This window comes from Pseudarthrobacter xylosi, assembly GCF_055412765.1.
This window is the reverse complement of the sequence record NZ_JBVAYT010000007.1, coordinates 42,297-66,479: the sequence shown is the minus strand read 5'-3', so window position 1 is coordinate 66,479 and position 24,183 is coordinate 42,297. Positions and strand designations below refer to the sequence as shown.

Sequence of the window (24,183 nt, the reverse complement as noted above, 5' to 3'; positions counted from 1 at the left end):
TGCAGTTGTGGTGCGGGGACTAGTGCGCGGCTGGCACGTAACGCTTGATGGAAGCTTCCAGCTCGGCCTCGGCGGCGGCGCGGTCGCCCCAGCCTTCAGCCTTGACCCACTTGCCCGGCTCCAGGTCCTTGTAACGGGTGAAGAAGTGCTCGATTTCCTTGATCAGGAATTCGCTGACATCGCTGATTTCCTGGATGTGGTCAAAGCGGGCGTCAACCGGGACGCAGAGGACCTTGGCGTCGCCGCCGCCGTCGTCGGTCATGTTGAAAACGCCGATGGGGCGGGACTCAACGATGACGCCGGGGTGCAGGTCGAAGTCCTGCAGGAGCACCAGTGCATCCAGCGGATCGCCGTCTTCGCCCAGGGTGTTCTCGAAGAACCCGTAGTGCGTGGGGTACTGCATGGAGGTGAAGAGGACGCGGTCCAGGCGGACGCGGCCGGTCTCGTGGTCAACTTCGTACTTGACTCGTGATCCCTTGGGGATCTCGATGGTCACGTCGTGCTTCATGGAATGCTCCTCGGCAATTGCAGGGGGTTCGCGGCACAGGAGACGAACAACAAAAAGGAGTGTCCGTGCCGCCGACTACTATTGAGGATATAGCGAGAGGCCCAGGTTTCAGGAACTTGCGGGGAAATTTCAGGACTTGAGGACCAGCACTAACATGAAGGAAACATCGGACCCCGCAGGGTTAAGGGCGGCGTTCCGGCGCACGGTTCAGCGCGGGCTGCAGGCCTGGCCCACCGCGCTGCTCTTGGCCGTAATCGTCATACTGGCGCTCCCCGCCGTATGGCTGGTTGCCCCTGCTTTCGTCGTCCCGCCGCCGGCAGCCACCCCAATGGTGCCCGCCTGGCAGCAGCTCCCGGCCACTCTTTCCGCCCGGCAGGGCCTGGCTCCGCTGACGGAGTCCGCGCCAGTCCCGCTGCCCTCCGCGGTGGCCGCGCAGTTGGACGCCGTGTTAAGGCCCGACGGCGACGGCAGCTTCACAGGGCTGGTCCAGGATGCGCTCACCGGCCAGGTCCTGTTTGACCGGGGCGGTTCGGAGAGCAGGATCCCCGCCTCCAATATGAAGCTGCTCACCGCGGTGGCCGCCCTCCGGGCGATCGGGCCAGAGCACCGTTTCAGCACAAAGGTTGTAGCCGGGACCGCCAGCAACCACGTGGTGCTGACCGGCGGCGGCGATGTTCTCCTGGGCGCCGGGGAATCCGCGCCCAACCAGGTGATGGGCCACGCCGGGCTCGCCACCCTGGCCACTGCCACCGTGCACGCGCTCCAGGCCGCAGGAGCAACCGGCGAACTGAAGGTCCTGGTGGACGATTCCCTGTTCAGCGGCGCCGCACTGAACCCCGCCTGGGCTGAGGGGGACGTTGCGGCGGGCGAGGTTGCCCCGCTGTACCCGCTGGCGCTGAACTCGGCGCGCTTTGACCCGGCAGTGACCACCGGCCCGCGCCCCCAGGACTCAGCAATCACCGCCGCGGAGGCGTTTGCCGCGCAGCTCAAGGCGGCAGGCGCCGCTGCGGGACTCACGGTAGCGGCCGGCGTCGAACGGTACACCGCGCCTTCGGGCGATGCGCCCCCCGCAGAAGAGCCTGCGGTCCTGGCCGAAGTCCAGTCCGCCACTGTGGGCCAGCAGGTGGATCTGATGCTGCAGACCTCGGACAACTACCTGGCGGAGGTCCTGGGCCGGATGGCCGCCGCGGCTGCAGGGGAGCCCGCCGGCAATGACGGCGCCACGTCAGCAGTCCGCACACAGCTCGTGGCCCTGGGGATCCCCACGGACGCGATGCGGCTGGCGGATGTGTCAGGTCTGGCGTTGGCGAACCAGGTCTCCGCCCGCCAGTTCGGGGAAGTGGTGCGTGCCATCACCTCCGGTACCGACACCAGGTTGCTGGCTGCGCTGGATGGATTTCCGGTCGCGGGGCTGACCGGAACACTGGACAGCCGGTACGGGGGTGGCACCACGGCCCGCGGCGCTGGCCTGGTGCGGGCCAAGACCGGGACCTTGAACTCGGTGATCGCACTCAGCGGGTACGTGGTGGACGCAGACGGGCGGCTCCTGGTGTTCTCCTTCATCGGCAACGGCCTGACGCCGGGCGTGGCGGGGAACCGGGAAGCCCTGGACCGGGCCGCCACGGCGCTTGCCGCCTGTGGCTGCCGTTAGCCCGGCGACAGCTGTGCCTCGAAGCAGCGGTCCTGGCGGCACCGTCCATGCCGGGGGAGGGCCGCAGCCGTTCGCCGGTCAGCGAACTTAAGGACCATCCGGCGTCCGCTGTGATGTGATGGGGACTATGGAGTCCACTGCGCGTGATTCGTCAGCCCCGGCATCATCCAGCCCGGCCCAGGCCCTGATCAACTGGGACCTGGCCGCATCCACGGCGGCCCGGCTGGCCTCTGCGGGGCCCACGCTCAACTCGGCGGAAATCGGCGAAGCCGTGGACAGCCTGCGCCGCCTCGCGGACGCCTCCGTCCCGCACGTCCACGAAATCACCGGCCTCGAAGCCGCGCGGGACCTCCGCGACTCCTCCGTCCTGGTGGTGGACAGGGCCAGCTGGGCCAAGGCCAACACCCAGAGCTTCGCCGTGATGCTCAAACCCGCGATGGAAAAAATGCTCGAAAGCCGCCGCGGCAACGTCAGCCCGGCCGCGGCCAGCGTCAGCGGCGCCATCACCGGCAGCCAGCTTGGCGCCGTCCTGGCGTTCCTGTCCAGCAAGGTCCTGGGCCAGTACGATCCGTTCGCCGCGCTCGCGGAAGGTTCCAAGGCTCCGGCCGGTGGCCGGCTGTTGCTGGTGGCTCCGAACATCGTCTCGGTGGAGCGCGAGCTCAACGTTACGCCGGAGGATTTCCGGCTCTGGGTCTGCCTGCACGAACAGACGCACCGCGTGCAGTTTGCTGCCGCGCCGTGGCTCCGCCACCACATGCTCTCCGAGATCGACAACCTCAGCGTTCACCTGCTGGGCAACGTCGATTCCCTGATGGAGCGCGCCTCCGCCGCCGCCCGCTCCCTCAAGGACCGCTCCGCCACAGGCAACACCCCCGGCCGCGGCGCCATCCTGGACCTGCTGCAGAACCCCGAGGAAAAGGCGTCCCTCTCACACCTCACGGCCGTGATGAGCCTGCTGGAGGGCCACGCGAACGTGGTGATGGACGCCGTCGACGCCAGCATTGTCCCCTCGGTCAGGACCATCCGGCAGCGCTTCACTGACCGCGGCAAGGACCGCGGCGTGCTGGAGAAATTCATCCGCAACCTCCTGGGCCTGGACGCGAAGATGCGCCAGTACTCCGACGGCGCCAAGTTTGTCCGAGCCGTCGTGGCTGTTGCCGGCATGGAGGGCTTCAACCGGGTGTGGGAATCCGCGGACAACCTCCCCACCGAGCCTGAAATCCACGATGCCAAGCTGTGGATCGACCGGATGGGCCTGTAGGTGCCGCACGCCCCCAAGGTGCCGGACGGCCCAGAGGTTCCGGATGCCCGCACTTCTTCACGCGGACGACGACGGCCCGGCAGGCTCGCGCCCGTCGTTGGCAAGGCGCGCAAAATGGTCCAGAACGCCCTGGCTGACGCCGGCTATCCGGCGCACGTGCTGGTGGCCTGCAGCGGTGGGCCGGATTCGATGGCCCTCGCGGCCGTGGCAGCCTATTTCGCCCGCCGTGGCCACGTTGACGGGCACCCCCTGACCGTAGGCGCCGTGGTGGTTGACCACCAGTTGCAGGAGGGCTCGGCCCAGGTGGCTGCCGACGCAGTCCGGGCACTGAAGGAACTTGGCCTCTCCCCGGTGGACCTGCGGACCGTTACCGTCGCCAGCACCGGGATGGGCCCGGAGGCCGCCGCCCGGGATGCCCGCCACGCAGCGCTGGAGGCTGCGGCCCAGGAGCACGGGGCCGCCGCTGTCCTGCTCGGCCACACCCTGGACGACCAGGCAGAACAGGTCCTGCTGGGGCTTGCCCGCGGCTCCGGCACGCGCTCACTGGCCGGGATGCGGCCTGCCCGAGGGCTGCTGCTGCGGCCCTTCCTCGGCCTGCGCCGCGCGGACACCCGGGAGATCTGCGACGTCGAGGAACTCGAACCCTGGCACGATCCCAGCAATTCGGACCCGTCGTTTGCCCGCTCCCGGACCCGGGTGGAAGTGCTGCCGCTGTTGGAGGAAAAACTCGGGCCCGGCGTGGCTGAGTCGCTCGCCCGGACTGCGTCCATCCTGCAGCAGGACGCCGACTATCTGGAAGACGTGGCAGATCGCACATTTGCCGGCCTGGCCGAGCGGTCCGGACTGGAGGTCAGCCTCCCGGAGGAGGCCTTGGGGGAACTTTCCCCGGCCATCAGGTTCCGGGTCATCGCCAAGGCGGCGGCCGACGTCGGGGGCCAACAGCCCAGCTACCAGCGCCTTCTGGCGGCGGAAGCGCTGCTGCGGCGGCAGGGTTCCGCCGGTCCCGTGGAGCTGCCTGGCGGGGTGAGCGTGTACCGGCTCTCCCTCGCCGAGCTGGCACAGCAGGACGCGGCGGAAACGCGACCCGGGGCCCCGGAAAGGCCCGGTGGCGGCACCCCCGTTCCCCGCGGAGCGGCCCGCTGTGGGAAGCTAGTATTCCGGCCTCAAAAACCGCCCCAAGAATAGTCGCACCCCGCATCTACACAGGAGCCATTGGTGGATTCAAACGACGTCCAGGCAGACCTCAAGCACGTTCTCTACACCAAGGAACAAATCCAACAGCGGATCGGCGAGCTCGCGGCGCAGATCGACAAGGACTACGAAGGCCGCGAAATCCTTCTGGTCGGTGTGCTCAAGGGTGCTGTGATGGTCATGGCCGACCTCGCCCGCGCACTCCACAGCCACGTATCGATGGACTGGATGGCAGTGTCCTCCTACGGTTCCGGTACCCAGTCTTCGGGTGTTGTCCGGATCCTCAAGGACCTGGACACGGACCTGATGGGTAAGGACGTCCTGATCGTCGAAGACATCATCGACTCCGGCCTGACCCTGTCCTGGCTCAAGACCAACCTGGAATCCCGCGGCACCGCGTCCGTGGAGATCTGCACCGCCTTCCGCAAGCCCACGGCCGCCAAGGTGGAGATCGACGTCAAGTACGTCGGCTATGACATCCCTAACGAGTTCGTGGTGGGCTACGGCCTGGACTACGCCGAGAAGTACCGCAACCTGGACTTCGTGGGCACCTTGGCCCCGCACGTTTACGAGTAAGACTCACGCCGAGATGGCACTTCACGGCAGTCGCACCAATGGACAGCGCCGTGAAATGCCATCTCGCTGCATTTAAGCGGCCGCCACGTCCCGCTACGCCCAGAGGGAACTTTTGCGCAGCATCGTGCGTGAATTACTCCGAACGGTGTATAGCTAGTAGCTGATGCAGCACCACACGCGCGCAGAACCACTCGCCGTGCAGCACTACCAGGAGGGACGGGGCCAGCCCCCGATCAGATGAAAGCTAAGAGTTTCTTCAAGGGCCCGGGCATCTGGATCGTTGTAGTGATCGCCATGCTTCTTGTGGCTTTTGCAACACTGGCCCCCGGTGGTGCGGCACGGATCGACACGGACAAGGGCCTTGAGCTCCTTGCCGACAGCGGCAAGGTTGAGCAGGCAAAGATCTACGACGGCGAAAACCGCGTTGACCTGACCCTGAAGGACAACCTGGACGTCAACGGGCAGGACAAGGGCAAGAGCGTCCAGTTCTTCTACGTCGACGCCCGCGCCTTAGACGTCGTCAAGGCCGTCACCGCTTCCGAGCCCGCCAACGGCTACACGGACCAGCCGATCGAAAGCAACTGGTTCTCCGGCCTGCTCTCGCTCCTCATCCCTGTCATCCTGCTCGGTGCGCTGTTCTGGTTCCTGATGACCCGGATGCAGGGCGGCGGCTCGAAGATCATGCAGTTCGGCAAGTCCAAGGCCAAGATGGTCAACAAGGACATGCCGCAGGTGACTTTTGTGGACGTTGCCGGTGCCGACGAGGCTGTGGAGGAGCTCCAGGAAATCAAGGAGTTCCTGCAGGAACCGGCCAAGTTCCAGGCCGTGGGCGCCAAGATCCCCAAGGGCGTGCTGCTCTACGGCGCCCCGGGAACCGGCAAGACCCTCCTGGCCCGTGCGGTGGCTGGCGAGGCCGGAGTGCCGTTCTTCTCCATCTCCGGCTCGGACTTTGTGGAAATGTTTGTCGGCGTGGGCGCGTCCCGTGTCCGCGACCTCTTTGAGCAGGCCAAAGCCAATTCGCCGGCCATCATCTTCGTGGATGAGATCGACGCCGTCGGCAGGCACCGTGGCGCCGGCATCGGCGGCGGAAACGACGAACGCGAGCAGACCCTCAACCAGCTCCTGGTTGAAATGGACGGCTTCGACGTCAAGACCAACGTCATCCTGATTGCAGCCACCAACCGCCCCGACGTCCTGGACCCGGCCCTGCTGCGTCCCGGCCGGTTTGACCGCCAGATCTCAGTGGACGCCCCGGACCTGATTGGCCGTGACCAGATCCTGCAGGTGCACGCCAAGGGCAAGCCGATGGCCCCCGGCGTTGACCTCAAGGCCGTCGCGAAGAAGACCCCGGGATACACCGGCGCAGACCTCGCCAACGTCCTGAACGAGGCCGCCCTGCTGACCGCACGCTCCAACGCCAACCTCATCGATGACCGCGCCCTGGACGAGGCCATCGACCGCGTTATGGCCGGTCCGCAGAAGCGCAGCCGCGTGATGAAGGAACACGAACGCAAAATCACCGCCTACCACGAAGGCGGACACGCCCTGGTGGCTGCTGCACTGCGGAACTCGGCCCCGGTCACCAAGATCACCATCCTGCCCCGCGGCCGGGCCCTGGGCTACACCATGGTGGTCCCGGAGAACGACAAGTACTCCATCACCCGCAACGAACTGCTGGACCAGATGGCGTACGCGATGGGCGGCCGCGTGGCGGAAGAGATCGTCTTCCACGATCCCTCCACGGGCGCCTCCAACGACATCGAAAAGGCCACCTCCACGGCCCGCAAGATGGTCACCGAGTTCGGCATGAGCGAGCGTGTCGGCGCGGTTCGCCTGGGCCAGGGCGGCGGCGAACCCTTCCTGGGCCGCGACGCTGGGCACGAGCGCAATTACTCGGACCAGATCGCTTACGTGGTGGATGAGGAAGTGCGCCGCCTGATCGACCAGGCGCATGACGAGGCCTACGCCATCCTCACCGAAAACCGGGACGTCCTGGACCAGCTGGCCCTGGAACTCCTGGAACGGGAGACCCTCAACCAGGCCGAGATCGCGCACATCTTCACGGATATCCGCAAGCGTGACTTCCGTGAGGTGTGGCTCTCCAAGGAGACCCGTCCGGTCCAGCAGGCCGGCCCTGTGGAATCCCGCCTGGAGAAGTCGGAGCGCGAAGCCCAGGAGGAAGCCAAGGAGGCCCGCCTCGAGGAACCGCTGGACGCACTGCCGCCGCACCCGCAGGGTGTCCCGGATGACGCCGCGTTCCAGGGCGGCATCCCCGACTCGGGGCCTGACGCCACTCGCGGCTAAGCTTTCTCCTGTGACTCACTTCGACGACGACGACGCACCCGCCTCCGCCGGACACCCGGCGGAGGACGGATCCCACCACAAGAAGCACGAGAAGGTGGACCGGCCCCGGATCGAGGCGGCCGTCCGTGAAATCCTCCTGGCCATCGGCGAGGACCCGGACCGCGGCGGCCTTGTGGACACCCCCAGGCGGGTGGCCAAAGCCTACGCCGAGGTGTTCTCAGGGCTGCACCTGGATCCTGCGGACGTTCTCTCCACCACGTTCGACCTGGACCACGAAGAACTGGTCCTGGTCAAGGACATCCCGTTCTACTCAACGTGCGAGCACCACCTCGTGCCGTTCCACGGAGTGGCCCACGTCGGCTACATTCCCTCCCACGACGGCAAAGTAACCGGACTCAGCAAGCTGGCACGCCTCGTGGACATCTACGCCCAGCGCCCACAGGTGCAGGAGCGGCTCACCACCCAGATCGTCGAAGCACTCGTAACACACCTCAAGCCTCGCGGAGCGATCGTCGTTGTCGAATGCGAACACATGTGCATGTCCATGCGCGGCATCCGCAAGCCCGGAGCAAAGACCGTCACCAGTGCGGTCCGCGGGCAGCTTCATGACCCGGCCACCCGTGCCGAGGCCATGAGCCTCATCCTCGGAAGGTAAGTAACAGACCATGGACTCACTAGCTGCAGCCCCGGGAACGGGGCCCGCAACATCTCCGCTGCCCATCCTGCGCAAGCCGCGCCCGGCCGCGAACTTCGCCGGCCTGCCCGCCGGCCGCACCCTGGTCATGGGCATCCTGAACGTAACTCCGGACTCCTTCAGCGACGGCGGAAAGCACCCGACGGCGGACACCGCCATCGCGGCGGGCCTGCGGATGTTCTACGCCGGAGCGGACATCATCGACGTCGGCGGTGAATCGACGCGTCCCGACGCGGAGGAGGTCAGCCCGGAGGAAGAACAGCGCCGGGTGATCCCCGTCATCGAAGCCCTGGTCAAGGCGGGTGCCCTGGTCAGCATCGACACCACGCACGCATCCACGGCCGCTGCTGCACTGAAGGCCGGCGCCGCCATCATCAACGACGTATCCGGGCTGACCATCGAGCCCGAGATGGCCGAGCTCGTAGCGGCGTCCAAGGTGCCGTATATTCTCACGCACCGCCGCGGCGACGCCCGCACCATGGACTCCCTGGCCCAATACCAGGACGTGGCCGGCGAAGTGGTGGCTGAACTGGCCGGAGTCCGCGACAAGCTCTACGCAGCCGGCGTGAGCAAAGAGCAGATCATCGTGGACCCGGGCCTGGGCTTCGCCAAAAACGACGCCCAGAACTGGGATCTCCTGCAGCACCTGGACCAGCTGGACAGTCTGGGGCACAAGGTCCTGGTGGCCGCCTCCCGCAAGCGTTTCCTGGGCACACTCCTCACTGTCGCCGGCAAGGCCGCCAGCCCGGAGGAACGCGACGCCGCCACGGCCGCCATCACCGCGATCAGCGCATCCCGGGGGGCCTGGGCCGTCCGTGTGCACGACGTCGGTCCCAGCCTTGACGCCGTCAAGGTGGCCGCGCGGATGGCCGCCGCCCCTACCACCACCTAGGCCGGGCACCCATGGACAGGATCACGCTGAGCGGTGTCACCGCCGTCGGCCATCACGGAGTCTTCGATTTCGAGCGCCGGGAGGGCCAGCCTTTTGTGGTGGACGCCGTGCTGTATCTGGACTTCGCCAAGGCCGCAGTATCCGACGACGTCCGGGACACCGCCCACTACGGCGAGGTGGCTGAACGGATCAAGGACTGGATCACCGGGGAGCCGCTGAACCTGATCGAGGCACTGGCCGTCCGGATCGCCGATGACCTGCTCGCCGAATTCACCATCCAGGCCGTTGACATCACCGTCCACAAGCCCAAGGCACCCATCGAGGTGCCCTTCGGCGACGTGGCCGTCAGCGTGCACCGGAACAGGACACACAATGCCTGGCAGGAATCCCGGCAGGACGGGCACCGGCCATGAGCGGCGGGTACACCAAAGCCGTCCTGGCCCTCGGCAGCAACCTGGGCGAACGGAACGACACCCTGTCCGAGGCCGTCGCTGACCTGGTGGACCCGCCGGAGGTCCGCCTCCAGGCCGTTTCCCCGGTGGTGCAGACCAAAGCCGTGGGCGGCCCGGCCGGCCAGCCTGACTTCCTGAACATGATCATCACCGTGGAAACCACGCTGACCCCGACGGAGCTGCTGAAGCACTGCCAGGCCGTGGAAAACAAGCACCTCCGGGTTCGTGAAGTGCGCTGGGGGCCGCGGACGCTCGATGTCGACATCATTACTTACGGCGACCTCACCAGTGACGACCCGGTGCTGACCCTGCCGCACCCGCGCGCCGCCGCACGCGCCTTTGTGCTGTATCCGTGGTCGCTCATCGAGCCGTTGGCCACCCTGGGCGGCGAACGCATCAGCGAGCTCGCTGCCCGCGCACCCGATTTTGGCGATCTCGCCCCGTTCGACGGTTTCGGCGATTACGACGGCGTCCCCACGGCCGGGGCGGTCGAGTAACCAGTGAAGCCCATCAACGCTGTCCGCCTGCTGCTGATCGGCCTGGTCCTGACCGTGGCCGGCTGGTCGGCCACCGTGGTGACCACGCGCTACAGCATGGCCACGCCGGTTCTTCCGGCCACCGCTCTGGCCACCATGGGCGTGATTGTTGCCATCACCCTGGTTCTAGGCATCCGCGTGCTCCGGTGGCGCAACAGCACCAAACGCAAAAAGGCGCTGGACCCCATCCTTGCCGCCAGGACCTTGGTCCTCGCCCAGGCGTGCGCCTACGCGGGTACCGTCCTGCTGGGCTGGCATGTTGGGATCTTCGTCGACCAGCTGCGGATCTGGAATCTGCGCAGCGATCAGGGCATCACCTGGGTGGCAATCGCGATCGCCGGTGGCGGTCTGGTGATGATCGTCGTCGGCTTGCTGGTGGAGCGGTTCTGCAGGATTCCGCCCGAGGACACCGATGCTACGCCCGGTGACGGGAAACCCGGCCGCGGGGTACGCGGCGAAGCCGCCGGGGAAGGCGAATATGCGTACAGAGGCGATTGATCCACCAGGCATCACCTGGCAGCGGGTATCCGCGAAATACGTCACGGTGCGGCTGGTGCAATGGGCCATCGGAAACCTGGTCACGCTTGTTGTCCTGACCCTGCCCCTCGTTTTTGTCCTGCTCGGCTGGTGGCGGTGGCCGCCTCTGTGGCTGGCCATCACCGTCCCGGCGGTGACTCTGGTCCTGGCTGTCTGGCGGCTGCTGCTGATCCCGCGCCAGGTGCGTGCAATCGGCTATGCCGAGCGCGACGACGACCTCCTGATCCGTGGCGGCATTTTCTTCCAGCGGACCATGACGGTTCCCTACGGCCGCATGCAGTACGTGGACATCGGCGTTGGCCCGGTGGAACGCGGGCTGGGACTGTGCACGCTTAAACTCCACACCGCTTCACCCGGAACCAACGCCAGCATCCCCGGCCTGCCCGCTGCGGAGGGGGCCCGCCTGCGCGAGCAGCTCGCCGCCCGCGGTGAAGCGAGGCTGGCAGGGCTGTGACGGCAAACGTTCCGGAGGCCGGCGCGCCGAGTGCGGTTCCGGTAGCGCCCGACGGCGAGTGGCTGCGGGTGCACCCGGCGTCCCCCTTTGTACGTGGCTGGGTGGCCCTGGCGGCCATTGGCTTCTTCTTCGGGCGGGACTTTTTCGAGCGGTTGCTGCAGGGCCGCCCGCTCTTCGAGCAGGACTTCGCCGGCCGGGCACCCTGGCTGGTGGCGGGTGGCGGCATCGTCCTGGTGGTGACCGTGCTGGGCTTCATCCTGACCTGGTACTTCACCAAGTACCAGGTCTCCGAAGGGTACGTCCGGGTCAACTCCGGTTTCCTTTTCCGCCAGCAGCGGCAGGCCCGGCTGGACCGGGTCCAGGCCATCGACATCGTGCAGCCCCTGCTGGCCAGGATATTCGGCCTGGCCGAACTCAAGTTTGAGGTGGCCGACGCCGGTGAATCGGCCGTCAAGCTGGCCTACCTGCGGATGGATGACGCCCGCCAGCTCCGGGCCACCATCCTGGCACGGGCCGCAGGCGTGGTCCCGGACCCGGCCCGGCCGCAGGAGGCCGCGCCCGAGGCGCCCGAATATCCGGTCCTGTCGGTGCCGCCGTCGCGCCTTGTCGGTTCGCTGCTGCTGAGCGAACAGAGCTTCTTTGTGGTGGTGGGCGGCATCGCCGCCGTGATCCTGTCTGCCGTGACGGACAACCGCGGCTTCTTCTTTTACCTGATCCCGGCGGTACTGGGCCTCGCAGCCAGCTACTGGGGTTTCTTTAACAAGGGCTATAACTTCACGGCAGCCATTTCGCCGGACGGGATCCGGCTCCGCTACGGGCTGCTGGACACACAGGCGCAGACGCTGCCTCCGGGCAGGATCCAGGCGCTGAAGGTGGCCCAGTCCCCGCTGTGGCGGATCTTCGGCTGGTACCGGATCCAGGTCAACGTCGCCGGGTACGGCGCCGGTGGAGGCAACGGCGAGACGTCGTCCCGGACCACACTGCTGCCCGTGGGCAAGCTGCCCGACGTGATGTCCATGCTTGCACTCGTGCTGCCGGATCCCGGAACGCCGGAACCCGGACACATCTTCGCTGCCGGGCTCTCGGGGTTGGATTCCGACGGCGGATTTGTCACCACGCCGCACCGCGCCAGGTTCCTGGCTCCGCTGGGCTGGCGCCGCAACGGCTTCGCCACCACGGACACTGCCCTGCTGCTCCGCTCCGGCCGGTGGTGGCGGGAACTGGTGGTGGTCCCGCACCAGCGCACCCAGTCAATGGCACTGCACCAGGGTCCGCTCGCACGGCGGTTCCGTGTGGCGGACCTTGTCCTGCACACCACGGCCGGGCCGGTCTCGCCGCGGCTCACCCAGGCCGGACTGGACGAGGCCCGGGCCCTTTTTGATGCCCAGTCCGCTCGAGCCCGACTCGCCCGCAAGCGGCAGACCAGCGAACAATGGCTGGCAAGGGTGGTTGTGCCCGCCTCGGCGGTAGAGCCCGCCGAAACCGCTCCGGTGGTTGAGCCCGTCGAAACCGCTCCGGTGGTTGTGGCCGCCCCGGTGGTTGAGCCCGTCGAAACCCAACAGGAAGGCCCACAACGTGGCTAAGCCCGGGCGCCTTGGCGTCGGAATCATCGGTGCCGGGAAAGTAGGCGCCGTCCTTGGTGCGGCGTTGCGCTCGGCCGAGCACGCCGTCGTCGGGGTTTCCGCGGTGTCAGAGGCCAGCCGTGAGCGGGCGGAGACGCTCCTGCCGGGCGTGCCCATCCTGGAGATCCAGGAGATCGTGGAACGGTCCGAACTGGTGCTCCTGGCCGTGCCCGACGACGCCCTTGCCGGGCTGGTGGACGGCCTCGCCAAACTCGGGGCGTGGCAGCCCGGTCAGATCGTGGCGCACACCTCAGGCAGGTTCGGCGTGGGGGTGCTCCGCCCGGTGCGCGCCGCCGGAGCCATTCCCCTGGCGCTCCACCCCGCCATGACGTTCACGGGCATGAGCCTGGATTTGACGCGCCTGCTGGACTGCACTTTCGGCGTCACGGCTGACGCCGCGATGCTGCCGATTGCCCAGGCACTGGTGGTGGAGATGGGCGCCGAACCCGTCGCCATCGCCGAGGGGGACCGGACGCTGTACCACGCGGCTCTTGCCCATGGCTCGAACCATATGGTCACCCTGGTGGCGCAGGCTTCCCAGCTGCTCCGCGACGTGGGCGTCGACGCGCCGGAGCGGATGCTGGGCCCCTTGCTGCGGGCCACGCTGGAGAACGCGCTCGCCTCCGGTGAATCGGCGCTGACCGGGCCGGTGGCCCGTGGTGATGTGGGGACAGTGGCGGCCCATGCTGAGGCGTTGCGGGAGTACGACGCCGGGGCGCACGGCGACGTACTGGAGGCTTACCTCGCCATGGCCCGCGCCACGGCACAGCGGGCAGGCAGCCGGGGGCTGCTCAAAGCGGATCAAGTGGGGGCCCTCCGCGCGGCCCTGGAAGAGGAAAACTGACATGGCCACGCAACTGGTGACAACTGCCGCGGAGCTCCGTGAAGCGAGTGCCCGGCTGCTCGCGCAGAAGACGGGGAGGTCCCAGGGCCTGGTGCCCACCATGGGCGCGCTGCACGAAGGGCACGCCCGGCTGGCGCGGACCGCGGTCGAACAGAACGACGTCGTGGTTGCGTCCATCTTCGTGAACCCGCTGCAGTTCGGCGATGCGGTGGATCTGGACCGGTACCCGCGGACACTCGACGCCGATCTTGCCCTGCTGGAAGAACAGGGCGTGGACCTCGTGTTCGCGCCGCCGGTGGAAGAGGTCTATCCCGGCGGCGAGCCGCTGGTGCGCGTGACTGCCGGCTCCCTGGGGGAGAAGTGGGAGGGCGCCTCACGGCCGGGCCATTTCGACGGCGCCCTCACGGTGGTTGCCAAACTCCTGCACTACGGCATCCCTGGCTCAGGGCTTCCGCCGGCCGGTGCTTTTGCCTCCGGCGGCGGGGGACTGCCGGCCTACCGGGCTTACTTCGGTCAAAAGGATGCCCAGCAGCTGGCCCTGGTGCGCCGTATGGTGGCGGACCTGAACTTCCCGGTCGAAATTGTTGCCGTTCCCACTGTGCGGTCCGAGGACGGGCTGGCTCTGTCCAGCCGCAACCGGTTCCTGTCGGCGGAGGAGCGCGAGGCCGCCCTGGTGCTGTCACGGGCGCTGCGGCTCCTGGCGGAGCGGGCGGACGCCCACCAGCCGCTGGATCTGGAATCGGCCCAGGCCATGGTTGAATCCCAGCCGTTGGTGGGACTGGACTATTTCGACGTGGTGGATCCGCTGACGCTTGAGCCGTTGGCCGAGAACTGCCGGAAAGTGCCGTTCCGTGGCGAGGGCCTGGCTCTCATCGCCGCCAAGGTGGGGCCGGTCCGGCTGATCGATAACGTGCCGCTGAGCAGCTGAAATGTAACGTCAGGTTGCGGGCGCGCACGGCCTCGGATCCCTGTTCGGCGCCCTGTGTATGGGCTATGCTGAAACTGCTGCCCCAGACCCTGGCATCGCCTTATTCGGCGTATTCCAGGAGGAACAATCTAACTCAGGGCACCCCATAATTCCTCGGCTGTTTCCACAGCCTTTGCGTTGCGCGGCCTCTGCCTGCCCGGCGCAGCCGCATGCACGGTCAGAGCGTTGCTCGCCGGCATTTCCGTATCCCCGTGGCCGACAGGTCACGCTCAAAGCAGGAGCGAATCCAATGATCCGCACAGTAGATGACGGTCTGTCCTATCTCGTCAAAGTAAACGAGGCGTCCGTCCTGGACGACTATTTGAACTCGGCCGTCGACCTTGCCCGCCAGTATGCCTCCAGCACCGGCCTGTGCGGGATTCTGGTAACCCGCCACGCGCACGACACCTACACCGTTGCCGTCAGCGAGGCCGTACCTTTTGGAGAGACCCGTGAGCGCCACGATCCCTAGGGAAATGCAGTACATCGCTGCTGACGAAATTACACCCATCGGGTTGCAGGCGTACGAAATCATCACGTCCATCCTGGAGGATCCCTCACCTGATCTGGACCAGGTCAAATGGCGCCTTCGCCGGTGTTTGGACGCCCACCCTGGAGCGCCGGAACTTGCCTTGCGGGCCCATCTGATGGCCACGGCAGAAGTGGTCAATGCTTACGACCAGGAGACGACCAATTGAGGCCCGGCCGGCGACGACGGGCGGGTTCGCCGCAATCTGTATCCTTGAAGTGACGACTCCGCCGTTCCGGTTCAGCCTGCAGCCGGATCCTTCACCGCGGGAAGATTCAGGGATCAGAGGCTCACCATGGACATTGCACCCGATGTGGTTGCCGGTGACCAGACCGTGTGTGCTCCATATCTGGAGAAGCTGCCCATAACGGGTGCCGCGGTGTCCCTTTTTGGCGGCGCTGCAGCGGAGACCCTGGTTTCCGCCAGCGATGACCTCGCCGCCCGCCTGGACGAACTGCAGTTCAACCTGGGCGAAGGCCCGCGGTGGCGTGCCCACAAGACCCGCCTGCCCGTGCTGATCCCCGACGCACAGTCCACCGCCGACCAAGAATGGCCCATGTTCCAGCAGGCGATCGCCGGGACGGACGCAGCCGCCCTGTTCGTTTTTCCACTCACCGTGGGCGCGATGGACCTAGGTGTCGTTGAGCTGTATCACGTCGTTCGTGGAAACCTGAACCGGTCGGACCAGTCGATGGCGGCCGTACTTGCCGGGCAGACTTCCTGGTACCTCCTGCGCAAGATACTGAGCCTCAGCTCACCGGATACAGATCCAGCGCTGGAGCCGGCGCTTATGTCGCGCCGCGAGATCCACCAGGCCACCGGAATGGTCCTGGCGCAGTCTGGTGCGACGGCGGCGGAATCCTTGCTGTTGTTGCGTGCCTACGCTTTTGCCAATGACGTCACGCTGAGGGAGACAGCCGCCGCTGTGCTTGAACGAAGGCTCAGCTTCGACATCGCCAAAGGTGGGGCCGCCGGACCCGCCCTGCAGTAAAATGGGGCCATGGTAACGAGTACCCGCGCCGAGCGCGCCAGTGCCGCGTTCGTGAAGCTCACTGACACGCTGGTGGCCGACTACGACGTGTTGGACCTTCTCCATATTCTGGTGGAGGAGTCCGTGGGTCTGCTTGACGTCGCAGCCGCGGGCCTGTTGCTTGCCGATCCCAGCGGAGAGCTGCAGGTGGTGGCATCCACCAGCGAGGAGAGCCAGCTCGTCGAGGTGCTCCAGCTTCAAGCCGGAGCCGGACCCTGCGTTGAGTGCTACCTCACCGGGGCGGCAGTTGGAGTGGACAACATAGCCGGGCTTACCAAATGGCTGGGTTTCCGCCAAGCCGCGCTCTCGCAGGGCTTCCGTTCAGTGCATGCAGTACCCATGCGCGTTCACGGCCGGATTATCGGAGCCATGGGTCTGTTCGGCGCCAGTGAAGGCTTCCTGTCCGCGGAGGATGCCGCAATCGGCCAGGCCCTTGCCGACGTCGCCACTATCAGCCTGATGCAGGAACGCACCATCAGGGAAGCGGGACTGGTCAACGAGCAGTTGCAGCTCGCGTTGAACACCCGGGTGCTGATTGAGCAGGCCAAGGGCGTCATTGCCCATACCGCCGGGGTGGACATGGACGCGGCGTTCAACCTGCTGCGCAGCCATGCACGCGCCAACAGCCAAAGCCTCCAGGTGACGGCCGGGCTCATTGTGGACCGCAGCCTCACGTTGTAAGGCTGCCTTACGTCGTAGGAGAGCCTCACGTTTATGAAGCCCGCCGCTGTCAGGAGGGCGCAGGAACGGCTTGCCCTACAGCGTCGATTTGCCCTGCGGGTCGCGGTTGAGCATGAGCTGCTGCAGGAGCGCACGTTCGGGCTTGCCGGGGTTCTGGGCCACGCAGCGACGCAACCTGGCCCGGGCCAATTCCTCGCCGGGGGCTGTTCCGCGAAGCACTTCGTCGATGATTTCCTGTGCCTGCCACCTGAGGGACTCCCGGGCGAAATACCTGACCTCGGCGGATGCCGTCGTGCTGTCAATCCACGGGTCGGGATCGTCGCAGCGGACAAATTCGAACCGTCGCTCTGCTGACATTGGAGCCTCCTTGCACCAGGCCAACGGGACCCTGGAAGGCAATCCGTCGGAGTCAAAGCACTGCGTCTGAGAAAACATTACAGCGAGTAAGACCGGTCTGTCTGCCCCTTGGAGTAAACTGTTCTTACGATGATTTCCGATGCAGATCACACTGCAGAACCCGCACTGTCTCCTGCGGATTTACCCGCCGAGGCGGCAGTTCGGCCTGCCGGTTCCCGGGAACGGATCCTGGCTGTGGCCTATGAACTGTTTTCCCGCCGCGGTGTGCGGGACGTGGGTGTTAATGAACTGATCGAACGTTCCGGCGTGGCCAAGGCAACGTTTTACCGGCACTTCCCGTCCAAGGACGCACTGGTCCTGGCCTTCCTGGAGCAGCGCGACCGGATTTGGACAGATGATGCCATCGTTGGCCAAGCCAAGCTGCGCGGCACCACCCCCACCGAACAACTGTTGGCCATCTTTGACGTCTTCGGCGATTGGTTCCTGCGCGACGACTTCGAGGCCTGCTCCTTCATCAACATCCTGCTGGAAATGGGCCCGGCCCATCCGCTGGGCCTGGCCAGCATCGATTACCTGGCAAGGATCAGAGGCCATGTGCAGGCCCTCGCGCAGCAGGCCGGGTTGGACCGCCCGGAAGATTTTGCCCGGTCCTGGCACATCCTGATGAAAGGGTCCATCGTTTCCGCCACCGAAGGCGACACCCAGGCGGCGAAGCGGGCCCAGCAGATGGCCGGCTGGCTGATCGAGCACCACCGCCGCTAACCCGCCGGCGCGAACGTACACTTAAGCCCCCGCCTTTTTGAGCGCCCCAAAAGGGCGTTGTTGGAGCAACCGTTGAGGCTGGCCCGCGATGGGCCCGGGGCCGGAAAATGCTCGTGGCGAAGAAAAATCCCCTGCCCGGAATTACTCCAGCCGGTAGAGTGTTGGAATCTGCAGCGACGATGCTCGCGCGACACTTCATTCTTACTCCCTGAGGGAACACCCATGTCTACAGAAGTCTCTTCGAACGCCGCCGGCGACCCCGCGCAGGCCATCGAATCCAAGGCGGCGGCGCCGAAGTCCTCCGCGCCGGAGAAGATGTCCCGCGAATCGGTGACCATCATCGCCACTTTGCTCGTGGCGACCTTTGTGGTGATCCTGAACGAAACCATCATGAATGTTGCCCTGCAGCGCCTGATGGTTGACCTTAACGTGGACGCCCCCACCGTGCAGTGGCTCTCCACCGGCTTTATGCTCACCATGGCCGTGGTCATCCCCACCACCGGGTTCATCCTCCAAAGCCTGTCTACGCGGGCCGTCTTTATGCTGGCCATGGGTCTGTTCGCCGGCGGCACCGCCCTGGCGGCGGTGGCTCCGGGTTTTGAGATCCTGCTTCTGGCGCGCATCGTCCAGGCCGGCGGCACAGCCATCATGCTTCCGCTGTTGATGACCACCATCCTCACCCTGGTCCCGCTGGCCAAGCGCGGCGCCGTCATGGGCAACGTCAGCATCGCCATCTCCGTGGCGCCGGCCATGGGGCCAACAGTCTCAGGGCTGATCCTTGAGCACTTCACCTGGCGCTTTATGTTCGTCTTTGTCCTGCCTGTCGCCCTGGCCGCGCTGGCCATCGGCGCCAAGTACCTCACGAACGTGGGCGAAACCGAGAAGACCAAGCTCGACTTCCTCTCCGTGCTCCTCACGGTTCCTGCCTTCGGCGGCCTGGTGTATGGCCTCAGCCAGATCGGTGGCGGCCATGGCGGCGAAAGCGGTCCGAGCACCGTGGCCATCGCCGCGCTGGTCATCGGCGTCGCCAGCCTGACGGTCTTTGTGCTCCGCCAGCTCCGGCTGCAGAAGGCCGAAGCCCCGCTGCTGGACCTCCGCGCCTTCAACTTCAGGATGTTCACGGTTTCCGTGCTGCTGATGGTGGTGGCCATGATGGCGCTCTTCGGCGGCGTGATCCTGCTGCCGCTCTACCTGCAGGAAATCCGCGGCCTGGGTTCGCTGGAGACCGGCCTCACGCTGCTTCCGGGCGGCCTGGCGATGGGCCTGCTGGGCCCGTTCATCGGCCGGCTGTTCGACAAAGTGGGGCCGCTTCCGCTCACCGTTACCGGTTCCGTGCTTATGGTGCTGGCACTGTGGCAGTTTTCAATGCTCGACGCCGGCACTCCGGTCTGGTGGATCGTCACCCTCCACGTGGGGCTCAGTTTCGGCCTGGCGCTGCTGTTCACGCCGGCATTCACCACCGGCCTGAACCCGCTGCCGCCGCATCTCTACTCGCACGGCTCGGCGATCATGAGCACTGCCCAGCAGGTGGCCGGCGCCGCCGGCACGGCGCTGCTCGTGTCCATCTTCGCCGTGGTTTCGGCAGCGTCGGGGCTCGTTGCCGGCATGAGCGCAGCGTTCCTGACCGCAACCGCCATAGCCCTGGCCGCCGTCGTACTTTCCGCGATGATGCGTAAAACAGAAGGTGCCGCCCCCAACCACGGCGCCCACTAACGGACTCATAGACCAACGCGGGGTCACTTAGCGCCCATCCGGCCCACCGGAACGGGCGCTAAGTGACCCCGCGTTGCTTTGATTGGGGTCAGCCGGCGAAGAAGTCGCTCAGCTCCGTGATGAGCTTGTCCGGGGCGCGCAGGACGCCGTCGTGGCCGGCCCCCTGCAGGATGGTGTAGCTGGAGCCGGACAGGACATCGTGGATTTGGCCGCAGGCCACGCCGAAATACGCGGGGCTCTTCTCGCCCACAACAATCAGCGTTTCCAGGGGCAGCTCCTGGAACGGCTCGGCCGGCATGTCCGCGGCGATGATCGCTTTGACTTCCCGGACGCCGGTACGCATCAGCTCGCGCATCTGCTTGCCCACGTGGGTGCCGGCGGTGAGCTTGTTGGCGATGGTGAGCATGGAGAGCGGCATCCGTGAGAAGGCGCCGGTCTCCAGGCCCTTGGTGAGGACGGCCAGGGCGCGGTCGTCGTCCCCGGCGGCCGTGGCGCGTTCGTATTCAGCAGTCCAGTCGGCCTTCACACTGTGGTTCACGGACACCGCGGGGTCATACACGGCCAGCCGCTCCACCGGAAGGGTACGGGCCGCGTGCAGGGCCACGGCGCCGCCGAAGCTGTGGCCAAAGACGTCGGTGCTGGAGGTGTGCTTCATCACGGCGTCCAGGTCCCGGATGTCCGCGTCCAGCGTGTAGTCGTCGGCCTGCGGCGAGGACGAACCGCGGCCGCGGCGGTTGAAAGTGTGTACGGGGCGGCCCAGCGCAGCACTGAGTTTCTGGGCGAACTTTGTGTAGTCGGCCGCGGTCACCATGGAGGCCGGGACCACAACCACGCCGGAACCGGCGGACGCCAGTTCAGCACCCGTGGAGAAGAGCTCCAGGGTGCCGCCGTCGGGGGTCTTGATGTTCTCGCTCGTCATGATCCGAGCCTAGCCGAGCAACCTGCGGAAAGCCTTAGCCCTTGAAGTATTCCGCGATGTCAGTGACAAGTTCCTTTACTGCGGCCGGGATGGAGCCGTGGAAGCCCTTGGGTGAGAGCTCGAACGTGCTCCCCGGGACGGCCGCGTGAAGGCGCTGGGCCGTGACCTTGTAGTAGCTCGGGCTCTTGCCGCCCACCATAAAGTGCGTGTTGGCGGGCAGGATGGCGAAGTTCCTGGCATGCTCGGCTTCGTCGTACGCGGCCCGCAGTTCGCCCACGCCGGTGGGCATCAGCTCCCGGAGCATCTTGTTCACCCTTGTGCGGGACACCACGGCCATCAGCCCTGCAAGGACAGGCTCGGGGATCTTTGAAAGCGCGGTGCCCGGCTGCATGCCCTTTTTCATTCGGGCCATGGCATGCGCCACCTGGCCGGCGTTCACCGCGGCCTCGAACTCGTCCAGCCAGGACATGTCAATGCTGCCGTCGATGTTGACCGCGGCGTCGTAGACCGCAAGCTTGTCCGGTTCGTAGGACGTGCCCACGAACTCCTGGACAGCGTTCAGCGCCACCGATCCGCCCAGGCTGTGCCCAGCAGGTTACGGGCGCCCGTGGCATCCATGACCGCACGGACATCGGCGATTTCCGTGGCCATGGAATAATCCGCCGGCTGTTCGGTGGAGTTGCCCCTCCCGCGCCGGTCATAGACGTCAACAGCCCACCCGGCGCCCAGCCCATCGGCTAAAGCCATCGAGAATGGCCGGTAGATCAGGGCCGTCAGGAAGGCCCCGCCGATGACCACCACGCGGCGTTCGCCCGGCGCGTCCTCGGTTCCGTAGCTGTAGACAGCCAGCCTGCCGCCGTCGAGCGTGGGGACTTCCTGTTCTTTCACGCTCCCCATCCTAGGCGCGCCCTTTGCAGGCAAAGCGCCCTACCGGCGCCTCCCCAGCTTCCGGTCCTGGCCGTCGCTGCCGTTGATGAACCGGGCAATCCGCACGGCCAGTCCCTTGCCGGGGCGGATGGGTCCTTCATGCAGCTGGCCGGGGACCACCTGGAAATCGATGGATGGCACGGCGGCCGCCAGTTGCCGGCCTGTCTCGGCAAAATACGCCGGACTCCAGCCGCCGCTGAGCATCAGGATGGGGGTGGTGAGGGCGGTGAAATTCTCCAGTTCGGCGTCGGCGTCGAGCACGGCGCGCATTTCGGTGACGGCCGTGGGAAGCAGTTGTCGCATCTCCGCGCCCAGGTTGGTCCTGGCGGAGAGAATGCTCAGCATCCGGAGCGCGCCGAGCGGCAGGTAGGACAGCGGACCCGCCGTGGCCAGGCCCTGGACCAGGTGCGCCCAGGCATGGTTAAGTTGGCCCGCGGTGACGGCATCCTCAAGCTCCGGCCGCCAGCGGTGGCTCAGGTTGCCGGACAGCGACACCGCGGCGTCATAGGTCACCAGCCGGCCCACGGGCAGCGTCCGGGCCGCCTGCAATGCCACGAAGCCGCCGTAGCTGTGGGCCACCACGTCCGTGGAGCCGGTCTCGCGCATGACCGCCGCAAGGTCGCCAACTTCCGTCTCCACCGAGTAGTCCTCCGGCTGCGGGGCCGAACCCGCCCTGCCGCGGCGGTTGTAGCAGTGCACCGGCCGGCCCAGCAGGACGCTGAGCTTCCGGGCAAAAGGCCGGTAGAGGGCGTCGGTGACCAGAGTGCCATGGATGAGTACGACGCCGGGAGGTCCCGCCGTCGTCGACGGGTCCAGTCCCGCGGGGGTGCGGAACGAGTGCACGTCGAGGCGCCCGCCGTCCTCCGCTTCAACTTTCCAGGTCTCCACAGCCCGAGTCTATGCCTGGGCGTGCGCCGGGAGCCGGTGACGCGAACTCCCGGTAAACTTGGGGATTGTGACTTCCCAAAACACCCCCACCCCAAAAAATGCCCCAGAGCCGCTCGACGCCAGCGAGCAGATGCGCATCCGAATGGACAAGCGCGCCAAGCTGATCGAGCGCGGCACCGAGGCATATCCGGTGGGTGTGGAACGCACGCATTCCCTCACGGAGATCCGCGAAAAGTACGCGCACCTTGAGGCTGACGAGACCACCGGCGACGTTGTGGGCGTCACCGGCCGCGTGGTTTTTGTGCGCAATACCGGCAAGCTCTGCTTCGCCACGCTCCAGGAAGGCGGCGTTGACGGCAAAGGCACCCGGCTCCAGGCGATGCTCAGCCTTGCCAACGTGGGCGAGGAAGCGCTCGCGGACTGGAAGTCGCTGGTGGACCTGGGCGACCACGTGTTCATCAAGGGCGAAGTGATTTCCTCCCGCCGCGGCGAGCTGTCCGTGATGGCCGAGTCCTGGTCCATGGCTTCCAAGGCACTGCGCCCGTTGCCGGTGCTGCACGCGGAACTGAACGAGGAAACCCGCGTCCGCCAGCGCTATGTGGACCTGATGGTGCGCGACGAAGCCAGGGAGATGGTCTACACCCGGGCCGCGATTACCCGTTCCATCCGCGAGAGCCTGCACCGCCACAGCTACGTCGAGGTGGAGACCCCCATCCTCCAACTGGTCCACGGCGGCGCCCTGGCCCGCCCGTTCGAGACGCACATGAACGCGTTCGACCAGAAGATGACCCTTCGCATTGCCACGGAGCTTTACCTCAAGCGCGCCGTGGTGGGCGGGATCGATCGCGTCTACGACATGGGCCGCGTTTTCCGCAACGAAGGCGTGGACTCCACCCACAGCCCCGAATTCACCACCCTGGAGTGCTACGAAGCCTGGGCTGACCAGTTCGTCATGGCCGAGCGCATTAAGGAGATCATCCTCGACGCTGCTGACGCCGTGGGTGTGGGCCGCACCCTCCAGACCGAAGCGGGGGAGATCAACCTCGACGGCGACTGGGCCTGGGTTTCGGTCTACCCGGGACTGTCCGACGCCGTTGGCCAGGAAGTCACGCCTGACACGTCGCTTGAGGTGCTCCGCGAAATCGCGGCTAAGCATGAGGTCAAGGTGGACCCGAAGTGGGAGGCTGAGAAACTGGCCGTGGAACTGTTTGGCGAGATTGTGGAACCCACGCTGCTGAACCCCACGTTTGTATACGACTATCCGCCGTCTGCCCAGCCGCTGGCCCGCCCGCACCGGACTGACGGCCGGCTGATCGAGGCCTGGGACCTCATCATCGGCGGCATGGAACGCGGCACGGCCTTCTCCGAGCTGATCGACCCCGTCATCCAGCGCGAGCGGCTGACCGAACAGTCGCGGCACGCTGCCGCGGGCGATGACGAGGCCATGCAGCTGGACGAGGACTTCCTCCGGGCCCTCGAATACGGCGCACCACCCATGGGCGGCATCGGCCTGGGTATTGACCGGCTGGTGATGCTGTTCACCGGCGCCGGCATCCGCGAAACCATCCTTTTCCCGCTCCTGAAGCCCGAAGGCCACTGACCATGGAATATGTAGCCGTACTCCTGCCCTCGCTGGTGGTTGGCCTGCTTTTTTGGTTTGCCATGAAATCCATCTTCAATGCCGATAAGTCCGAGCGTAAGGCCGAAGCGCAGGCCCAGGCCGAGGCGGAATCACGTTCCGGGTTGCCATTGAACGAACAGAACCCGGAATCGGACAAATAGCCCGAAAAAGATTTCTGCGGGCCCCTGTGGATATCCACAGGAACGATTCGACGCTTTGACGCGTTGCCATAAAGAGGTTCATACTTTTTATAGGAACATCCTCATT

Annotated in this window: 26 protein-coding genes and 1 pseudogene; 22 read left to right on the top strand and 5 right to left on the bottom strand. The window is 66.2% G+C overall.

Features of this window, described 5'->3' with window-relative positions; translation table 11 throughout:
* Window positions 1–19: 19 nt before the first annotated feature.
* Complete coding sequence (locus tag ACZY1F_RS15280; RefSeq protein ID WP_056347687.1) at window positions 20–508, bottom strand: inorganic diphosphatase; 489 nt, start codon at window positions 506–508, stop codon at window positions 20–22.
* A gap of 154 nt (window positions 509–662) precedes the next feature.
* On the opposite strand from ACZY1F_RS15280, the gene dacB reads away from it, so the two are divergent.
* The 18 genes from dacB (at window position 663) to ACZY1F_RS15190 (ending at window position 16,729) form a co-directional block, all read left to right on the top strand.
* Window positions 663–2,159: a D-alanyl-D-alanine carboxypeptidase/D-alanyl-D-alanine endopeptidase gene (gene dacB / locus ACZY1F_RS15275; protein ID WP_463942720.1), complete on the top strand. Its 1,497-nt coding sequence runs from the start codon at window positions 663–665 to the stop codon at window positions 2,157–2,159.
* A gap of 127 nt (window positions 2,160–2,286) precedes the next feature.
* Entirely contained in the window at window positions 2,287–3,420 is a 1,134-nt protein-coding gene (locus tag ACZY1F_RS15270; RefSeq protein ID WP_463942719.1) for a zinc-dependent metalloprotease, read from the top strand.
* A 114-nt stretch (window positions 3,421–3,534) separates the two neighbouring features.
* Window positions 3,535–4,605, top strand: coding sequence for a tRNA lysidine(34) synthetase TilS (gene tilS / locus ACZY1F_RS15265; protein ID WP_463942717.1), 1,071 nt, complete (start codon window positions 3,535–3,537; stop codon window positions 4,603–4,605).
* A gap of 30 nt (window positions 4,606–4,635) precedes the next feature.
* On the top strand, window positions 4,636–5,187 hold the full coding sequence (gene hpt, locus ACZY1F_RS15260; RefSeq protein ID WP_463918294.1) for a hypoxanthine phosphoribosyltransferase: 552 nt from the start codon (window positions 4,636–4,638) through the stop codon (window positions 5,185–5,187).
* Window positions 5,188–5,424: 237 nt separating this feature from the next.
* Window positions 5,425–7,491, top strand: a complete 2,067-nt coding sequence (gene ftsH, locus ACZY1F_RS15255) for an ATP-dependent zinc metalloprotease FtsH (protein ID WP_463942715.1) — start codon at window positions 5,425–5,427, stop codon at window positions 7,489–7,491.
* A gap of 10 nt (window positions 7,492–7,501) precedes the next feature.
* Window positions 7,502–8,146 carry a GTP cyclohydrolase I FolE gene (folE, locus tag ACZY1F_RS15250; protein WP_463942713.1) on the top strand — a complete coding sequence of 215 codons (645 nt, stop codon included), beginning with the start codon at window positions 7,502–7,504 and terminating at the stop codon, window positions 8,144–8,146.
* A 10-nt stretch (window positions 8,147–8,156) separates the two neighbouring features.
* Complete coding sequence (folP, locus tag ACZY1F_RS15245; protein WP_463942711.1) at window positions 8,157–9,077, top strand: dihydropteroate synthase; 921 nt, start codon at window positions 8,157–8,159, stop codon at window positions 9,075–9,077.
* A gap of 11 nt (window positions 9,078–9,088) precedes the next feature.
* Entirely contained in the window at window positions 9,089–9,490 is a 402-nt protein-coding gene (gene folB / locus ACZY1F_RS15240) for a dihydroneopterin aldolase (protein WP_463942709.1), read from the top strand.
* Window positions 9,487–10,026, top strand: a complete 540-nt coding sequence (gene folK / locus ACZY1F_RS15235) for a 2-amino-4-hydroxy-6-hydroxymethyldihydropteridine diphosphokinase (RefSeq protein ID WP_463942707.1) — start codon at window positions 9,487–9,489, stop codon at window positions 10,024–10,026. Before folB ends, folK begins: the two co-directional genes overlap by 4 nt.
* A gap of 3 nt (window positions 10,027–10,029) precedes the next feature.
* A complete protein-coding gene (locus tag ACZY1F_RS15230; protein ID WP_463942706.1) occupies window positions 10,030–10,563 on the top strand; it encodes a DUF3180 domain-containing protein in 534 nt (177 codons plus the stop codon).
* Window positions 10,544–11,056 carry a PH domain-containing protein gene (locus tag ACZY1F_RS15225; RefSeq protein WP_463942704.1) on the top strand — a complete coding sequence of 171 codons (513 nt, stop codon included), beginning with the start codon at window positions 10,544–10,546 and terminating at the stop codon, window positions 11,054–11,056. Before ACZY1F_RS15230 ends, ACZY1F_RS15225 begins: the two co-directional genes overlap by 20 nt.
* A complete protein-coding gene (locus ACZY1F_RS15220) occupies window positions 11,053–12,639 on the top strand; it encodes a PH domain-containing protein (RefSeq protein ID WP_463942702.1) in 1,587 nt (528 codons plus the stop codon). The genes ACZY1F_RS15225 and ACZY1F_RS15220 overlap by 4 nt, the downstream gene beginning before the upstream one ends.
* Entirely contained in the window at window positions 12,632–13,522 is an 891-nt protein-coding gene (locus tag ACZY1F_RS15215) for a Rossmann-like and DUF2520 domain-containing protein (protein WP_463942701.1), read from the top strand. Before ACZY1F_RS15220 ends, ACZY1F_RS15215 begins: the two co-directional genes overlap by 8 nt.
* A 1-nt stretch (window position 13,523) precedes the next feature.
* Window positions 13,524–14,450: a 4-phosphopantoate--beta-alanine ligase gene (locus ACZY1F_RS15210; protein ID WP_463942699.1), complete on the top strand. Its 927-nt coding sequence runs from the start codon at window positions 13,524–13,526 to the stop codon at window positions 14,448–14,450.
* 289 nt (window positions 14,451–14,739) lie between these two features.
* Window positions 14,740–14,961 (top strand): hypothetical protein, encoded by a 222-nt coding sequence (locus ACZY1F_RS15205; RefSeq protein WP_463942698.1) that lies wholly within the window; start codon window positions 14,740–14,742, stop codon window positions 14,959–14,961.
* A complete protein-coding gene (locus ACZY1F_RS15200) occupies window positions 14,942–15,187 on the top strand; it encodes a hypothetical protein (RefSeq protein ID WP_463942696.1) in 246 nt (81 codons plus the stop codon). Before ACZY1F_RS15205 ends, ACZY1F_RS15200 begins: the two co-directional genes overlap by 20 nt.
* A gap of 126 nt (window positions 15,188–15,313) precedes the next feature.
* Window positions 15,314–16,009, top strand: a complete 696-nt coding sequence (locus ACZY1F_RS15195; protein WP_463942694.1) for a GAF and ANTAR domain-containing protein — start codon at window positions 15,314–15,316, stop codon at window positions 16,007–16,009.
* Between the two features lie 9 nt (window positions 16,010–16,018).
* Entirely contained in the window at window positions 16,019–16,729 is a 711-nt protein-coding gene (locus tag ACZY1F_RS15190; RefSeq protein ID WP_463942693.1) for a GAF and ANTAR domain-containing protein, read from the top strand.
* Between the two features lie 75 nt (window positions 16,730–16,804).
* Here ACZY1F_RS15190 and ACZY1F_RS15185 read toward each other — a convergent pair whose 3' ends face one another.
* Complete coding sequence (locus tag ACZY1F_RS15185) at window positions 16,805–17,086, bottom strand: hypothetical protein (RefSeq protein ID WP_463942691.1); 282 nt, start codon at window positions 17,084–17,086, stop codon at window positions 16,805–16,807.
* A gap of 129 nt (window positions 17,087–17,215) precedes the next feature.
* Here ACZY1F_RS15185 and ACZY1F_RS15180 point away from each other — a divergent pair, with 129 nt between their 5' ends.
* Together ACZY1F_RS15180 and ACZY1F_RS15175 are read left to right on the top strand one after the other, a co-directional pair.
* Window positions 17,216–17,848 (top strand): TetR/AcrR family transcriptional regulator, encoded by a 633-nt coding sequence (locus tag ACZY1F_RS15180; RefSeq protein WP_463942689.1) that lies wholly within the window; start codon window positions 17,216–17,218, stop codon window positions 17,846–17,848.
* A 222-nt stretch (window positions 17,849–18,070) separates the two neighbouring features.
* Window positions 18,071–19,561, top strand: a complete 1,491-nt coding sequence (locus ACZY1F_RS15175) for a DHA2 family efflux MFS transporter permease subunit (RefSeq protein ID WP_463942687.1) — start codon at window positions 18,071–18,073, stop codon at window positions 19,559–19,561.
* 88 nt (window positions 19,562–19,649) lie between these two features.
* On the opposite strand, the gene ACZY1F_RS15170 is transcribed toward ACZY1F_RS15175, so the two are convergent.
* The 3 genes and pseudogenes from ACZY1F_RS15170 to ACZY1F_RS15160 all read right to left on the bottom strand — a co-directional run bounded on the left by ACZY1F_RS15170 (window position 19,650) and on the right by ACZY1F_RS15160 (window position 22,295).
* The gene (locus tag ACZY1F_RS15170) at window positions 19,650–20,480 is read right to left on the bottom strand and encodes an alpha/beta fold hydrolase (protein WP_463942685.1); all 831 of its coding nucleotides are present in this window, start codon (window positions 20,478–20,480) and stop codon (window positions 19,650–19,652) included.
* Between the two features lie 34 nt (window positions 20,481–20,514).
* Window positions 20,515–21,377, bottom strand: a pseudogene (locus ACZY1F_RS15165) (alpha/beta fold hydrolase).
* Window positions 21,378–21,407: 30 nt separating this feature from the next.
* Window positions 21,408–22,295, bottom strand: a complete 888-nt coding sequence (locus ACZY1F_RS15160) for an alpha/beta fold hydrolase (RefSeq protein ID WP_463942683.1) — start codon at window positions 22,293–22,295, stop codon at window positions 21,408–21,410.
* Between the two features lie 67 nt (window positions 22,296–22,362).
* On the opposite strand from ACZY1F_RS15160, the gene lysS reads away from it, so the two are divergent.
* Window positions 22,363–23,895: a lysine--tRNA ligase gene (lysS, locus tag ACZY1F_RS15155; protein WP_463942682.1), complete on the top strand. Its 1,533-nt coding sequence runs from the start codon at window positions 22,363–22,365 to the stop codon at window positions 23,893–23,895.
* Window positions 23,896–23,897: 2 nt separating this feature from the next.
* Complete coding sequence (locus ACZY1F_RS15150; RefSeq protein ID WP_463942681.1) at window positions 23,898–24,077, top strand: hypothetical protein; 180 nt, start codon at window positions 23,898–23,900, stop codon at window positions 24,075–24,077.
* Window positions 24,078–24,183: the final 106 nt, after the last annotated feature.